The organism is Metabacillus sp. KJ11-3, from assembly GCF_055808295.1.
In genome coordinates this window covers 2,193,985-2,209,555 of the sequence record NZ_CM147865.1, presented here as the reverse complement: position 1 = coordinate 2,209,555, position 15,571 = coordinate 2,193,985, and the positions used below count along the sequence as shown (strand labels likewise).

Sequence of the window (15,571 nt, the reverse complement as noted above, 5' to 3'; positions counted from 1 at the left end):
AATAGTATGGTGCTTATAGTTTAAATCGAGCTGAATCGCACTGCACCCTAATTGTTCGATTGAGTCTATCAATTGGGGTGCAGTACAATGAATGATTGGTGCTTGCGAAAATGCTAATAATGTATGCCGAAATTCCTAGTACATATAACTGTTATCTTTTTAATTTACTTCGATCGTAGAGCAAACTCTCTCACTTTGCCCTTTTCTATCGTTTAAATAAAACATATTTTCTGTTGCTGAAGAAAATTGTTGGGTTTTACAATATTTCATTCGATAATCTGATGGAGTCATTCCAGTCTTTTCTAAAAATATTCTACTAAAATGAGAGGTGTGTTTGAATCCAGCTTCTAACCCTACTTCTGATATTGACTTTTTGGGTTCAGTTTGCAACAGTCTTTTTGCTCGATTTATTCTGCATCCCATAAGGTATTTTATGATGGTTCCTCCAGTTACCTCTTTGAATATATGGGACATATAATATTTACTGATAATGAGGCTTTTGGCAATACTGTCCAATGTTACATTTTCATGATAATGCTGTTCAATCCACAAGATTATCCTTCTTACATGTTGTGCCTTTTCAGATTCAACTTGAATAAGTCTATTTAAGTGAGTCTGACTTAGTTCGAAAATTTCAAATAACAGTTGAATCATCAATGTTTGCATTTTCGCCTCACTAAAACGGCAGTTTAATGCCATGTCATAAATCATTGATGTTTTTTTGCTCTCTTCATATAAATCTGCAATTTTTCCGATCAACTTCTCAATGCGTGACAGCAAATCACCTGGTATATTACGAAACAAGCAATTGTTAAAGGTATTAAAAGGGCTTAATAATTCAGGAAAGTCAAGAACCTCCAGGTTTGATTGAATCAATTCAGAAGAAAAATGAATAACACTTCGTTCATATGGTTCTGGGGGCAACGGATTCGCGCGGTGAAGAGTTAATCCATTCATCAGAATAATATCCCCTGGTTGCAAATAATAAACCGTATTATTGATTAAGTAGTTGCAATTCCCTCCATGAAACATATAAATTTCAAAATCCGAATGAGAATGGAAATCAAAATTATCTGATTTAGGATTGCCCCTGTTACGGTAGAAAGCTAGATTACATGTTTTCACCAATAGACCTCCTGCCTCACTTTCTAATGATTATTTTAGCCCGGTTGTCGAAATGCCTTCTACGAGGTACTTTTGAAAGAATAAAAAGATGATAAACACCGGTAACAACGAAACAATTGACATCGCAAACAACGGTCCCCATTCTGTCACTGATGATGGGTCGGAAAACAATCGTAAGCCTAGAGATACAGTAAATAAATTCGGGTCATTTAGATAAATTAATGGCCCCATAAAATCGTCCCATGTCCAATAGAAAGAAAAAATAGCAACGGTTGCCAATGTCGGTTTCATCAAAGGTAGGATAATTCTGTAAAAGATTCCGAAAGTGCTGCATCCATCTATAACAGCAGCCTCGTCTAATTCTCTTGGAATACCTTTAATAAACTGGATCATTAAAAAAATGAAAAACGCAGAACCCCCAAAGAAAGCGGGTAATGTTAAAGGATTATATGTATTCACCCATCCAAGATTGTGGAACAAGACATACTGAGGGATTAAAGTGACTTGTGTCGGAAGCATAATTGTTCCTAATAAGCAGATAAACAATACACGCTTAAATTTGAAGTCCAAACGGGCAAATCCAAAAGCAACTAATGAAGACGAGAATAGTGTACCGATTACTACAAGTAATGTTACAAGCCCTGAGTTTAAAAAGAAAGAGCCAAATGTAATACCTCCGAAACCTTTCCAGCCTTGAACATAATTTCCCCATTCCAAAGCATTGGGAATCAGAGAAGCTGCATTTTTGAATACTTCTGATTCTGGTTTTAAAGAACTGGCCAATGTCCACAAAATTGGATAAAGCATGGCAAAACCGATACTTATTGTGAAAAAGTGAAAGACAAAGCTTCTTGTCGATTTTTTCATTTTACTTCCCGCCTTCCGACTCATAATAAACCCATGCAGAAGATGACTTGAAGATCAATCCCGTAAATATCGCTACAATGATTAACATAATCCACGCCATTGCAGATGCATATCCCATTTGAAAAGAAGTAAATCCTTTCTCATATAAATACACCGCATAAAATAACGTTTTGTCGAGTGGACCACCTGCAGTAATTAAAAAGCTTTGCGTGAAGGTCATAAAACCACCAATTACCTGCATGACTAAGTTAAAAAAGATGACCGGCGTCAGCATCGGGAGAGTTATTCTTATAAATTGACTAAATTTGGTTGCACCATCAACTGCAGCAGCCTCATAAAGTTCGGCAGGAATTTGTTTCAGTCCTGCTAAAAATATCAACATTGGAGAGCCGAATTGCCAAACAACGAGAAGAATTAACGTCCACAAAGCAAAGTTCGGATCTGCAATCCAGTTCGGTCCTTCTATTCCAAAATAACCAAGAATGCCATTCACTGCTCCCTCCAATCCGAACAGCTGCTTCCACATAACGGCGACGGCTACACTTCCGCCTACGATTGATGGGACATAATAAACAGCCCGGTAAACACCGATTCCACGCCGAGGTTTTACAAATAACATCGCCACAAACAAAGCAAACGCAAGCTTTAATGGCACAGATATAAACACAAACGTAAACGTTACCTTAAGAGCGGTCCAAAATCGCGGGTCTTCTGTAAACATATTGATGTAATTTTCGAGACCGATCCATTTTGGAGTTGTTAACATATCATAATCCGTAAATGACAAATAGAGTGAAGCAATCATTGGACCAATTGTAAAAACAAGAAATCCAAGTAACCATGGTGAAATAAACGCAAGAGCTGTACATTCCCTTTTTAAACTTTTCTTTAAATTAGCGACTTTTGTACGTTTTTGAGTAACTACTTCAATATTCGGTATCTCTTTTGTGTTTGTATCCGCTTTCAATCTTCACACCTCCAACGGTATAAAAAATATTTATTTGTTTTTAGCTAATATTTCTTCCGCTTCTTCCCTAAATTGAGTGGCCGCTTCTTCCACACTGATGTTTCCATAATTTAATCGCTCTATAATTCGATCAAACAATATACCTACTTCTCCTGATCCAGAGGGTTCAGGTGGATAAATTGGACTTGAATGGGATTCAACTCGTTCAACATAGTCGAACATCTCTTTCCCTGCATCATTCATTTTTGGCCTTAAATGCTCCCGAACTTTTTTTGAAATTGGGACCCCTCTTTCGGCAGCAAGCAAATCATTGGCTTCTATATCATTTGTAAAAAAATCAACAAATTTAGCGGCCGCTTCTTGATGTTTTGAATCTTTTGAGATAGAGAAGAACTGAGACGGCTTTAAGTAGAGTCCCTCTTTTCCACCAGAAGTGCTCGGGAAAACAGTTAATTTAATGTCCTTTCCAGCTGATTGCTGTAAAGCCACAATTTGGTTGCTGTGAAACCAAAGAAAAGGAGACTTTTCATGAACAATTAATTCATCTTCAAGGCCTTGGATTGCCGTTGTTACCTTTGGTGGTGCTGCAATGCCATCCTTTAACAACTCATCCCAATATTGAAGATAATCTATTAGTAATTTGTCATCTTCATATCCTAGTCCCGTTCCTTCGCTATTATATACTTCAAAGCCATGTTGTCTTAAATAAATGTTAAACCATGGCAGAGCATTTGCTATTCCCCCTGCTCCATACACACCTTCTCCGAATTTTTCTTGGAGCTGCATGGAAGTTTTAGCGAAATCCTCCCATGTATAACCTGGCTTAAACTCTTCTATTCCCGCTTTTTTGAACATTTCAGGATTATACGCAATCGCTGGAGAATTCGTGCCTAAATTAACAGCGTAAAGCTTACCATCAACATATCCTCCTTCAATATACGCCTTACCAACATCGCTCAAATCTAGTGTGCCTGTTTCAACATATGGGTTCAGATCGACAATTAGGTCGCGATCGATATATTCCATTAATTTCGCATAATCCATTTGAATAACGTCAGGCAGGTTTTTACCTGCAGCTGCAGTCGCTAATTTTTGCCAATAGCCATCCCAACCTGTAAATTCAGGAATAACATGTATATCCGGATTCTCTTTTTCAAATAATTGTATAGCTCTTAAGGTTTTATCATGGCGATCCTGAGATCCCCACCAGGTAACTCGAAGCTGAATTTTCCCGTCTTTAACCCCTGTATTCGCACCATTTACTGTAAAACTGCAACCCGACATTAAACCTGCCAATAAAACGAAAATGACAAGAATAGCTACATTTTTTTCGTGGAAAGACACCTGAAATACCTCCTTGGCGGTTAACTTTTGTACAATATTGGACATCCTTTAATAAATCATCAAAATAATGTTAACGCTTACAATTTGTTATAACTCAATATAATGCATAATAGTCCTTTCCTCCTTCCGGCTAGAAGTAACTATACAGAACATCCTCCTGATTTAGAGTTGTTTTAATTATAGTAAATATCTGAAAACAATGCTTGATCCTCATTGTGTTTTTTTCTATGAAAAATTAACTCTCGTTGCTGTATAAGTTTACCATTCTATAAAAAGCAGGCAGAGATCATTTAGGAGAATTGTAACTCTTCACAAATACAAACTCTGCTTGCACGATTAATTAACACCAAGTAAAGCTCTTCAAACTAAGTCTAAAACTCAAAGATTTTTACCGATAACAACATGTTCGGTTGACTTAGGTAACTTTTTTAGTGAGCTTTTAAGAAATTCAGGGTAGAGTAATAGATCTCCCAATTCATCAATAGGAGTCCACTTGTAAATTAGTCTTTCACCTTCTTCTCCATAAAAAACCTCGCTACTAAATATAGGTTGACTTTTAAATGAAACTTCATAATATAAGCCTATTTCATGAAAATTTTTCTGATTATATTCAAAAAAATTTTCAGTAAACCATAGCAAATTATTTACTATTATATCTAACCCCAGCTCTTCTTTTATTTCTCTCGTAATACTTGTTCGTGAATCTTCTAGTACTTCTACTCTTCCACCCGTAAAGCCCAATGTTGATCATTTACTTGTTTGTGAATTAGTACATGATTTTTTTCAATCATAATTGCTGCTACCCTATAATTAAATACAGCTTTTTCCAGATTAAATGTAGCATCCATTTTTTCATCCCCTTATCAAATAGTTAAGATAACATCAATACTTTTAACTTTAGATTATTCTACTTATTGTCTTCATCGTCCTCTAGGTTTTTTGGATTGTACCCGCTACCTAAAAGAACATTAACTATTTCTTATCAAGGAATAAACATATGTATCATACGCCTTTTCATTTTGATACATATAATTTCTAAGAATCCCTTCTTTTTGAAATCCTACTTTGGAAAGCAATTGATTAGAAGCTTCATTTTCTGTAAAAACAACAGCTCCTATACGAGTAAGGCCCAATTCATCAAATCCATATTGGATTACTTTTAAGACTGCTTCGGAAGTGAAACCCTTTCTCCACTGGCTTGGATGTATTTCGTATCCTATTTCTGCTCGTTTATGTTTAGGAGACCAAGCATTAAATCCAATTGTACCGATTATTCCCTGTATTCCTTTTCTTTCAATTCCCCAACGAATTCCTTTTTTCTCTTTATAACTGTTTGCAAAAAATTCGACAAACGCTTCAGCTTGCTCTAAATTATTTAACGTCTCATGACCATAATATCTCGTCACATTTTCATTAGAAAAACAAGCAAATATGCCCTCGGCATCATCCCTTGAAGTTTCTCTTAATACTAATCTATCTGTTTCTAATCTTGGGAAAATTTCCATCTCCAGGATCCTCCTTGTAGTATATTTCAACTTTGAATGTGTAAGATTGTTACTGCTTCCCGCTTTTTAAATCATAACAATATTATACATAATTTCCAAAATTTTAAAAAAGTGTAAATCATTTTTAAGCATGCTACATTCGAAATGTGCCTATAAATACTAATCGTGAAGGGAAGAATGTATAAATGAAATGTAAAACTGAAACAATTCCAAAACTATCGTGTAGCTTATGTACGAAGAGTTGGTCCATATGGTCCTGAAAACATAAAGATGATGGAGAAATTAAAAAGGTGGGCTTGAGAAAAAGATCTATTTAAATCAGCAATCCTGTTCGGCATTCCGCAAGACGACCCTGAAACCTGCAGATTTGACGCATGTATTGAGATCTCGGAAAACTATGAGATAGATGAAACAATGAGTGAAAATGAAATTTCAGGAGGAAAATACCTTGTTTACGAAGTTAATCATACAGCAGTAGATATCCAAAAAGCATATAAGAATATTTTTTTAGCCATCCAAAACAATGAGCTTGAAATGGATAACAAACCAATTATAGAAAGATACACGGATGATCTAATTACTAATCCTTATTGTGATATATGCGTCCTTGTGAAATGAAAATAGTCATTATGGCAAAATATTTTCTTCTATCCAAACTAAATAGCTTATTTTGTGAGATAATATTAATATCTCTTACAAAGAAAGTTGGAACGTTGTGAAAAATAAACAAAACAAATATGAAGTCAATGAAAAAGTTCGTCTTAAGGCTACTAATGAAATTGTAACGATAAGCAACAGCAGTTACGTCGCAAATATGAAGCGATATTCTTATACGCTAAAAGAATACCCAAATACTTTTTACTTTGAAGAGGAATTGAATTCCATTTAGGAAATGGCATTCCTGCTAAAAGCTTAATGATCTACTGCACATTTTCAATGTATCATCTTGAGTGTGTGCGTAGATCACCTTTTGCTTCTAGAGATAATTCTCAATCATATTAAATATTCTTCGTTCAGTCTCTGATTAAAAATCTTCTGTTACTCTTTTTTATATTTTCCATACTTAGCTATTCCTAAATCATTCAAAAGATTGCTTTTCGCCCCCATCCCTAAGTACACAAGTGCCCCAGTCACAATACTTACAAAAGAAACTATACATGCATTAAAATATGTATCATCACTCTCAAGAAGCCAATTTTCTGTTAATAGTTTCACAGATATTACAGCTATTGACATAATCGCAGAAAGAAAAATAATAGGCTTCAATGTTTTAAACAAAGTCTTGTAGTCAAAGCCAATGGTTTTCTGAATAAAGTACGCATTATACAAGACAGACACGGTTAAACCACAATAAGTAGCTATAACAGGTCCCATCTCTTTAAAAATAGGGATATACATAATATTTAAAACTATTTTTATTATGATTCCAATCATTATTCCAATCATGACTTTCTTTTGTTTATTTACCCCCTGCATAATCGCTGTTGTAACAGTAAATAAAGCAAAAACGACAGATGCCATGGAATAAGATTGCATAATCTCTCCGCCTAGATCGGGACTATTTCTATTGCCAAAGATCATCAAAAATATAGGTTTGCTAAGAATAGTTAATCCTATTGCTGCAGGTAAAATAAAAAACATGAGAGTTTGCAATGTACGGGTAATCTTATGTTGCACCTCACCGATCTTTCCGTTAGTAAAAGATGATGTTATACCGGGAATTAATGACATGCCGAATGCTGTAGCTAATGATACTGGTACCATAATGAGAATTTGGGTTAAGCCAATAACTGAATTTATCTTCTCTGCTTCTAATAATGTATAGTCGATAAGTCGAAATAACTTGTTTATTGTGAATGTATCTATGTTTTGGAATATAGGAATGGTTAAGCCGGTTACAACAAATGGTATCGCATATCCAATTAATTCTTTAAACATGGGTATTACTGCTACATCCTCGTTCATTGAGCTTTCTTCCATTTGTTTTTTTATTAATTTTTTCCGTGATAAGATTATGACAATCAAGACAGCAAACCCTGCTACTCCACCAATAAAGGCTGCGAAGGTTGCTAATCCTACGGCATTTCTAATGGATTGATTCAGAATATGTATAGCTGTATATGCACCAGCCAAAATAAAAACAATACGGACAACCTGTTCTAGAACTGTACTAATAGCTGATGGACCCATGGATTGACTTCCTTGAAAATAGCCCCTAAGTATGCTCATTGGCGGGATAATCAATAATGCAAAACTGACAAGGCGAATCACATACTCAACATCTTCAACAGTATTTCCTGTTAAGCTGTCCGGATCTGATAACACCCTGGCTAAGCTAGGAGCGAGTGAATAAAGGATGGTAAAAGAGACGATACCACTGACCATCATAAGCAGCATTCCATACCTCAATAGGGTGAGTCCAGCTTTATAATTCCCCTGCTCATTATATTTAGAAACAAATTTAGATACCGCTAAGGGTAATCCTATTGTAGATATACTTAAAAAAATCGTATAAGGTTTATAAGCATACTGGTATAATGCATAACCATGTATCCCAACTAACGCAGTAAAGGGAATGATATAAAGAAATCCTAATACCTTTGAAATAAGTGTTGCAGCAGTTAAGAAAAAAGTTCCTCTTAAAAATTTGTTTTCCACAAAAGCACCTCAAAACTTTGTCTATTATTCTGGAAATGTAACCTTATCTATATTAGCATGTTTTTCCATTGATTTAGCGAATCTATTCAAACAATATTAGTGTCTTTTTATACATAGTTTCATATCATATAACAATGTACTAACAAATGGAGATTAGTTCTAGAAATCCTTTTTTGACAAATAGATAAAAAGGAGAAATGAAAAGTGGCAGTTGTTCATTTTGTGGAAGAAAATACGGTTTTGTTGTGTCAGTTATTAAATCATGTTCCTTCTGAGGACGATGCAGTAAAAATTAAAGGGCGTAAAGGGAAGGTTTTAAGCGTAAAGAATATTGAAAACCTTGTTCAAGTAAATGTGGTTCTTGAGAAAAAAGTTAAGAATCAGCCATTAGGTAATGATAAAAAGAAAAAACGGTAAAAGGTAAAATGCGGTGACAACATATGTCCCGCATTTTTTAGAGAAATTGTTCTGCCAATAACCTATATGTTTGCAACTTTTCTTGAAAGTCATAGGTATTATTGATAATCATAAACTCTTCGGTCTTATAGTAATCACGTAATCGAATGATTTCCTCTCGAACTTTCTTAGGTGTACCTATTATCATTCTTCTCCTATTTTCCACGATTCTTTCTTTATCCTTTTTAGTTAGTTTGACATTATTCGCTTCGTGAACAGGCAGAATATGTGTATCTAACCCTTTTTCTACGGATAATAACCAAATATCCTGACTTATGGCGATCTCCTCTGCCCTTTCCTGTGTAGGTGCACATATAACAAAGATACATACATTGGTCTTTGGAGTTTTCAGAGAAATTGACGGCTGAAAGTTCTCCCGATATGTTTCTATTGCTCTCAATCCATTTTCCGGGTTGATAAAATGTCCGTATGTAAATGCCGTACCTTTTTCTGCTGCTACTCTTGCTCCACGGTGTGTGACACCCAAAATCCAAAGTTCAGGTGATCCATCACTAACAGGATAGGCTTTAACGTTATGATAAGGGTGGGAGTCAGGTATAGAATCATCTAAGTATCCTTGTAGATCTGATATCTGCCTTGGAAATTCATTCATACTTTTTCGTAGACTATCTGTTAATGCTAATCGGGTTGCAGGAGACCCCCCTGGTGAGCGGCCAATTCCTAGATCAATACGGTTAGGGTAAAGAGTTTCTAGCAGCTTAAAATTCTCAGCAACTTTATATGGACTATATTGTGGAAGAAGGACACCGCCAGAACCAATACGGATAGTACTCGTATTTGCAGCAATATGTGAGATTAAAATCTCTGGTGATGTTCCTGCAATTCCTCTTGTATTATGATGTTCCGCTACCCAAAACCGTGTATATCCCAGATCTTCAGATAACTTTGCCAGTTCTAGAGTTTGATTAAAAGATATATTTGCTGTTTCCCCTTTTCTTATAACTGATTGGTCCAGAACACTTAGCTTAATGATACTCACCCCTTTCTTACTCTTTATTCTTTGCTTAGTCTAATATAAGACATTCAGTTTCTCAATTTTCCAGCCTGAGAAATTATACTCTTATATTGTTCCTGAAACGAAAAAAAGGACTATGCAACTAAGCATAGTACCTGAATTTAATTAATGAAAGAACACCTTGTCTACATTGTATTTTGCTTGTAGTGTATTGATGATATACGTTTCATATATTTCACGTTCCATCGGATCTTCCACTATAGAAACATCAATGCGAAAAACTTCATCTCGGTGATTTTTTAATGGAGAAACAGTGTCTTCAAGATGTTTTTTTACACGTTGTCTTAGTTTTCTAGCCTTGCCGACAAATAGCAGCTCATCCTGCCTGTTGTAAAATAAGATTATTCCGCCTTTATCTCTTGGGATTTCATGAAGATCAATAAATCCTTGAATCGATTTAATGACAGGTGTATTCTCTTGTTCTGGTTGCTTTCTTTTAATAATCGATACATCACTTTTTGGTATTTCTATGTTAATCAAGTTTACACTTCCTTTATTAATAGTTCTAAGCTCATTTAACTATAGCGTTCCTTCTTCTTATACACAATCCTTTTTTAATTGAACATCTCTTCTGAATTATGCAATAATAAAAAGGAAAAGTAAAATAGGTGTACATAATAGGAGGAGTAGCAGTGGTTGAACATATTGTGATATTTAAGTTTAATGAGACAACATCCGTTGAGCAACAAACTGAAGCGATTCAAAAGCTGAAAAATTTAAAAAATGAAATCTCTGGAATTGTCGATATTCAAGCGGGTTTAAACTTTTCAGATAGGAGCCAGGGATTCCAAGTAGGTCTTACAGTACGATTTGAAGATAAACAGGCTCTTGAAGCATATGGTCCACATGAAAAACACCAGGAAGCTGTTTCTTACTTAAAAGAGATCGGTCTTTCTGATATTGTTGTTATAGATTTTGAAATATAAGGAAAAAGGATGATCAACATACTTGATCATCCTTTTTATATTACCAAGATGTCATTAAGGAAAAAGCTTGTTTTCCCATCAAAAAAGCTCCAATTGCATAGGCTTCTCCACGATCTTGAAGTTTTTCCATTGTGGATTGCTCTTCATTGATTGTAAAGCTATAAGATTGATAGGTAGGTTGTTTTCCAAAAGCAGTATTTAAATAAGTTGCTGTTTCATCTAAAGCTTGTTTTCCTCTATGCATAACCTCATATAATGAAACAAACCCATGCATAACACCATTATATCGAGTCACCGTAACTGGAATTTTATAGTCAGCTAAACGTTTCCCATACGCTTCTCCCTCATCGCGAAATGGATCAAACTCAGCGGATATGATGAATGCTGGAGGAAGGTTGCTAAGGTTGGCATCAAGTGGTGATGTATAGGGATTTGACCACATTTTTTTATCAGGGGTATAGTTATCTCTAGCTTTTTCCATAACACTTCTTGATATAAAATAATAGCCGCTATCATAGATTTGACGTGAAGGGAATGAAACATCTTGAAACGTAGTTAACGGATATAATAATGCTTGAGCGGTAATCTTTGGTCCGTTTCTATCCCGGGCCATCATCGTGACGACTGTCGCTAAATTTCCACCAGCACTATCTCCCACTACAGCTAGTTTAGATGAATCTCCATCAAATAGATTCGCATGTTTCTTTGCCCAGACTAGTGCTTCATAGCTATCCTCGGTTGCAGTTGGAAAAGGATATGTAGGTGCTAAACGATATCCGACAGAAATGACAACACTATTTGTTTTAGAGGCTAATGCCCGGACGATATTATCATGTGTTTGAATGTTTCCATAGCCTTCTAAAAAAGCTCCGCCGTGATAATACAAAATGATGGGATGTGGACCGTCTGCTTTAGGTTGATAGATTCTAATTGGTATTTCCGCTCCATCATGCATTGGTATGGCCATATTTTTACGGTGAAAACGGGATTCACCAGAACCTGTAAAGATTTTAGGAACCTTCATACCGGATGTTACAATCCGTTGATCGACTGCATGTAATAAAACACCAGTTTTTACAGGTACCTTTCCGGCTTCTGTGTGACTCCAATATTCTACCGTTACAATAACGCCAATGATACTTAAAAGGATGATAATCATACTTGAGAGAACGAATCTCTTTAGTTGTTTTAACATTCGCGTCCCTCCTTCAAAAAACGATGTTCATCTATTATTCTAGTATAATAGAAGGCAGACAGGAATAAATACGCCAATTTTAGGAAGCATAGAGAAAAGCCTTCAATCTTTGATTGAAGGCTTATAGCATTAAAATTTCTCTTATGTCTTCTTCTGTAAGTGTTGAGGAGGTCTCACTGTTGGATTGAATGATTTCTTCGACCAGATTTCTCTTCTTATCTTGGAGCTCATTCATCTTTTCTTCTATCGTACCTTTTGAAATGAGTTTTAACACAGTAACAGAATTTTTCTGACCAATACGATGAGCACGATCGGCTGCTTGCTCTTCTACTGCAGGGTTCCACCATGTATCATACAAGATAACGGTGTCCGCACCCATTAAGTTCAGGCCGGTTCCACCTGCTTTTAAAGAAATGAGAAAGTAATCTTTTTCCCCTGCATTGTATCGTTGGCATATTTCTACCCGCTCCTCGGAGGGTGTTTGTCCATCAAGATAAAAGTATGAAAGTCCTCTTAATGTGAGCTCTTTTCCTATAAGCTCTAACATTTTTGTAAACTGAGAAAAAATGAGCATCCTTTTTCCCGCATGTTTAGCTTCCTCAATGATGTGAAAGAGCTGTTCGAATTTTGCTGAACTGCCCTTATATCCGTCTACAAATAGTTTTGGATGACAGCAAATTTGTCGTAATCGTGTGATCCCTGCTAAAATTCGAATTCTGTTTTTTCTGATTGTATCTTTATCTAAATGTTTAAGTGTGTCATGTCTAAGCTTTGCCAAATACGCAGCATACAGCTTCTTTTGTTCCTGAAGCAGCTCGACAGTAACTGTTTCTTCGTATTTTTGCGGAAATTCATGTAAAACTTCTTCTTTTATTCGTCTTAATAAAAAGGGCCGAATTCTGCGTGAGATCGTTTTATTTGTTAGCTGACTGTATTCCTTTAATCCTAAAAACAGCTGTGGAAACACAACATGAAAAATGGCCCAAAGCTCTTCTGCCGAATTTTCAACCGGAGTTCCAGTAAGAGCAAAACGGTTGTTTGCCTTTACTTTCTTAACAGCCCGTGCTGTTTGGGTTAAAGGGTTCTTAAATGCTTGTGCTTCATCATAAAATACGGAATGGAAATCTTGTTTTTCATACCACTTAATGTCCTTACGTAATAAAGGATACGATGTAATGACAACATCTATGTTTGTTAAATCCTTTTGAAGGGATTCCCGTTCTGCTCTATTGCCATCTAACACAATAGCCTGTACTTCCGGCGCAAAAGTTAGAAGTTCACTTAGCCAATTATAGGTGAGTGAAGATGGACATAGAATAAGAACAGGATTTTTTGTCTCACGAATAGATGGAAGCTCTGACACAATAAACGCGATGCTCTGGACAGTTTTCCCTAATCCCATGTCATCGGCTAATATTCCTCCAAACCTATAATGGGCAAGGGTTTTCATCCATTTGTATCCTGTTTTTTGATAGTCCTTAAGAATTGACTCCAAACTCTCTGGTATTGGAAATTCAAGGCTTCCAGGTTCCCGAACTGTTTGAAGAAATTCTCTGAAAGAGGCTTCTAATTGAAATGATTCACTGCTGTCAACATAATCAAGAAGCTGAATACATTGCTCGAACGGTATATCCAAACCATCTGATAAACGTTGATTCTGAAGAAAAGGAGATTGAAGAAACCGTTGTATTTCCTGAAACTCTCTTGTTTCTAAAGAAAGCAATGAACCGTTGTTTAATCGATAATATTTCCTTTTCTCTTCAAGGGCTTCCAGTATTTCTTTGATTTGTTTATCTACAAATCCTTCTATTTCAAACTTGAATTCTAACCAATTTATCCGTTCCTTTTTCATTTTTATACGTATTTGCGGTCTCACATTTTCCTTAAAGAGACGGGAGCGTACCGCTGTTGTAGCATAGATTTGTGTCAGTTTCTGAAGCTTAGGCACAAGATAGTGTAAAAAATCATATTCTAGTTCTTCATTTTGTAGATAGTAGCCTTCTTCGGTTTGAGAAAACATAGCCTCTTCCATCAACCTTAAAATGTCATTTTCTTTTTCCAGATCTCTTATGAGCAATGTATTCGTTGGTGGCTCACGGGTTTCAAGAGGGTTAAGAATGATATGATCATATTGAAATTCAAGGCTTGCCAATAACCGATTTTTAATTCGATCTAAATACAGTTTTGCGACTAATGGAGTTTTTATCATCAAATTTGTCATTTCGGTTGTAAAAGATACTTTTCCAAGTCTACGGAGACCTGGTACCACCTTTTCTAGAAATGTTGCTATTTGATTTTGAGGAATCATAAGTCGATTAGTCCCGGAGGATTTGAGCATCTGTTGCATTTCAAATAATCGAATTGAATCTTCATTCTCTAGAAAAGTAACCGTATTTTCATACAAAATACATTGATATGGTTGTAGGACTATCATTTTTTCCAAACCGTTAATTAATAGTTCATAGCCGTTATGGTGAGTCTTACCCAAACTAAAATGAATAGGGAGTAAATCATTTGACTGAATAATCCTAAGGTAACGTTTTTTCTTATTTTCTATCTTCACGAGCGGCGCTTGTAAGAGCAAAGGAAATAACTTTCCAAATGAAGTCGGTGGAATTAATATAAGTTGGGATTGTGTTAACCTATGTTCATAATAGATTCTCTCGTCATGAACAACTTGAATCAGTTGTTGTAAAATCACATCATCTTCTTTCAGAAAGCAATGCTTGTTATGATAAAAAGTAAAAGAAGAAAGCTGGATCGTGTCTCCTTGCTCTAATTTTTCTAAGAATTTACGGAGATGTTGAATTTTTTGATTTTGTATACTTATCTCTATTCCAAGTAAGTAATGCCCGTCTTCTCCTTTAATAGGCTTACAAACAAATTCTGTTTCCAACACTTCACGATTTTCAAAGTGATCTTGATGTCTGATTGCTCGGAATTGAGAACCATTGAATAAGCCAAACAATCCTTCTGTCAATTGTTCAGTTGATGAGTCAGAATCTTCTAGCATTGTTCCTTTCCTTTGCTGCTCATAGATTGATAACAAAACAGCCGCAATATGCTGACAATCTTTATCAAAGGAAGCTAGTTTTGGACAAGTGCACGCTGCTTTAAATTCTCCTTTTCCCTCATCTTTTATTGTAACGTAAAAATCTTCTGTGCCAGTGACTGTTGCGTTATATTGCTGGTCTTGATAAGAGTCAAAGACTACTTTATTTGCATGGTAAAAAGCACTTCCCCTTTTAAAGGATGTTATGCCACACACTTCTTTTATGATTTGATGGTTTAGTTTAATATTCAATGTCTGGCCTCCTTTGAAGCGGATTAACTATTTTAAGATAAATGTCAACATACAGTTTACCATGAATTTATTCATGATAGGTAATAGGAATATATCAAGAACATTTCCTGGGCAAGCGCAAAAAATGCTATTTCTCTTCTTGATTCGCTGTAATTCTCCCTCATTTTTCAACAAAAAGAGGGAATGGT

General features: G+C 35.6%; 16 protein-coding genes. 4 read left to right on the top strand and 12 right to left on the bottom strand.

Annotated features, from left to right (window positions below):
• Positions 1-159: 159 nt before the first annotated feature.
• The 7 genes from AC0L8O_RS11240 to AC0L8O_RS11210 all read right to left on the bottom strand — a co-directional run bounded on the left by AC0L8O_RS11240 (position 160) and on the right by AC0L8O_RS11210 (position 5,802).
• Positions 160-1,125: an AraC family transcriptional regulator gene (locus AC0L8O_RS11240; protein WP_368659325.1), complete on the bottom strand. Its 966-nt coding sequence runs from the start codon at positions 1,123-1,125 to the stop codon at positions 160-162.
• A gap of 30 nt (positions 1,126-1,155) precedes the next feature.
• A complete protein-coding gene (locus tag AC0L8O_RS11235) occupies positions 1,156-1,992 on the bottom strand; it encodes a carbohydrate ABC transporter permease (protein ID WP_026562545.1) in 837 nt (278 codons plus the stop codon).
• A gap of 1 nt (position 1,993) precedes the next feature.
• Entirely contained in the window at positions 1,994-2,959 is a 966-nt protein-coding gene (locus tag AC0L8O_RS11230; RefSeq protein ID WP_445089228.1) for a carbohydrate ABC transporter permease, read from the bottom strand.
• A gap of 30 nt (positions 2,960-2,989) precedes the next feature.
• A complete protein-coding gene (locus AC0L8O_RS11225) occupies positions 2,990-4,303 on the bottom strand; it encodes an ABC transporter substrate-binding protein (protein ID WP_473448138.1) in 1,314 nt (437 codons plus the stop codon).
• Between the two features lie 378 nt (positions 4,304-4,681).
• Positions 4,682-5,044: an NUDIX hydrolase gene (locus AC0L8O_RS11220; protein WP_473448136.1), complete on the bottom strand. Its 363-nt coding sequence runs from the start codon at positions 5,042-5,044 to the stop codon at positions 4,682-4,684.
• On the bottom strand, positions 5,020-5,151 hold the full coding sequence (locus AC0L8O_RS11215) for a hypothetical protein (protein ID WP_473448134.1): 132 nt from the start codon (positions 5,149-5,151) through the stop codon (positions 5,020-5,022). The genes AC0L8O_RS11220 and AC0L8O_RS11215 overlap by 25 nt, the downstream gene beginning before the upstream one ends.
• Positions 5,152-5,271: 120 nt before the next feature.
• A complete protein-coding gene (locus tag AC0L8O_RS11210) occupies positions 5,272-5,802 on the bottom strand; it encodes a GNAT family N-acetyltransferase (protein WP_473448845.1) in 531 nt (176 codons plus the stop codon).
• A gap of 330 nt (positions 5,803-6,132) precedes the next feature.
• On the opposite strand from AC0L8O_RS11210, the gene AC0L8O_RS11205 reads away from it, so the two are divergent.
• Both AC0L8O_RS11205 and AC0L8O_RS11200 read left to right on the top strand, forming a co-directional pair.
• Positions 6,133-6,426: a GyrI-like domain-containing protein gene (locus AC0L8O_RS11205; RefSeq protein ID WP_473448842.1), complete on the top strand. Its 294-nt coding sequence runs from the start codon at positions 6,133-6,135 to the stop codon at positions 6,424-6,426.
• A gap of 97 nt (positions 6,427-6,523) precedes the next feature.
• Positions 6,524-6,697: a hypothetical protein gene (locus AC0L8O_RS11200; protein ID WP_198025776.1), complete on the top strand. Its 174-nt coding sequence runs from the start codon at positions 6,524-6,526 to the stop codon at positions 6,695-6,697.
• Between the two features lie 149 nt (positions 6,698-6,846).
• Here AC0L8O_RS11200 and AC0L8O_RS11195 read toward each other — a convergent pair whose 3' ends face one another.
• Positions 6,847-8,466 carry a putative polysaccharide biosynthesis protein gene (locus AC0L8O_RS11195; RefSeq protein WP_473448131.1) on the bottom strand — a complete coding sequence of 540 codons (1,620 nt, stop codon included), beginning with the start codon at positions 8,464-8,466 and terminating at the stop codon, positions 6,847-6,849.
• Between the two features lie 204 nt (positions 8,467-8,670).
• Here AC0L8O_RS11195 and AC0L8O_RS11190 point away from each other — a divergent pair, with 204 nt between their 5' ends.
• Positions 8,671-8,883 carry a hypothetical protein gene (locus tag AC0L8O_RS11190; protein ID WP_026562551.1) on the top strand — a complete coding sequence of 71 codons (213 nt, stop codon included), beginning with the start codon at positions 8,671-8,673 and terminating at the stop codon, positions 8,881-8,883.
• 37 nt (positions 8,884-8,920) lie between these two features.
• Here the strand turns inward: AC0L8O_RS11190 and AC0L8O_RS11185 are convergent, their stop codons facing one another.
• Complete coding sequence (locus AC0L8O_RS11185) at positions 8,921-9,913, bottom strand: LLM class flavin-dependent oxidoreductase (protein WP_473448840.1); 993 nt, start codon at positions 9,911-9,913, stop codon at positions 8,921-8,923.
• A 150-nt stretch (positions 9,914-10,063) separates the two neighbouring features.
• A complete protein-coding gene (locus AC0L8O_RS11180; protein ID WP_026562553.1) occupies positions 10,064-10,438 on the bottom strand; it encodes a nucleotide excision repair endonuclease in 375 nt (124 codons plus the stop codon).
• A 152-nt stretch (positions 10,439-10,590) separates the two neighbouring features.
• Between AC0L8O_RS11180 and AC0L8O_RS11175 the strand changes: the two genes are divergently transcribed.
• The gene (locus AC0L8O_RS11175) at positions 10,591-10,884 is read left to right on the top strand and encodes a Dabb family protein (RefSeq protein ID WP_026562554.1); all 294 of its coding nucleotides are present in this window, start codon (positions 10,591-10,593) and stop codon (positions 10,882-10,884) included.
• A 40-nt stretch (positions 10,885-10,924) separates the two neighbouring features.
• Here AC0L8O_RS11175 and AC0L8O_RS11170 read toward each other — a convergent pair whose 3' ends face one another.
• Positions 10,925-12,079 (bottom strand): alpha/beta hydrolase, encoded by a 1,155-nt coding sequence (locus tag AC0L8O_RS11170; protein ID WP_473448129.1) that lies wholly within the window; start codon positions 12,077-12,079, stop codon positions 10,925-10,927.
• Between the two features lie 121 nt (positions 12,080-12,200).
• A complete protein-coding gene (locus AC0L8O_RS11165) occupies positions 12,201-15,383 on the bottom strand; it encodes a DEAD/DEAH box helicase (RefSeq protein WP_473448127.1) in 3,183 nt (1,060 codons plus the stop codon).
• Positions 15,384-15,571 lie beyond the last annotated feature (188 nt).

Bases quoted from the DNA above. Each gene is read 5' to 3' on its own strand.
- AC0L8O_RS11235 (WP_026562545.1), bottom strand. From the start codon at position 1,992: ATGAAAAAATCGACAAGAAGCTTTGTCTTTCACTTTTTCACAATAAGT.
- AC0L8O_RS11215 (WP_473448134.1), bottom strand. From the start codon at position 5,151: ATGGATGCTACATTTAATCTGGAAAAAGCTGTATTTAATTATAGGGTA.
- AC0L8O_RS11170 (WP_473448129.1), bottom strand. From the start codon at position 12,079: ATGTTAAAACAACTAAAGAGATTCGTTCTCTCAAGTATGATTATCATC.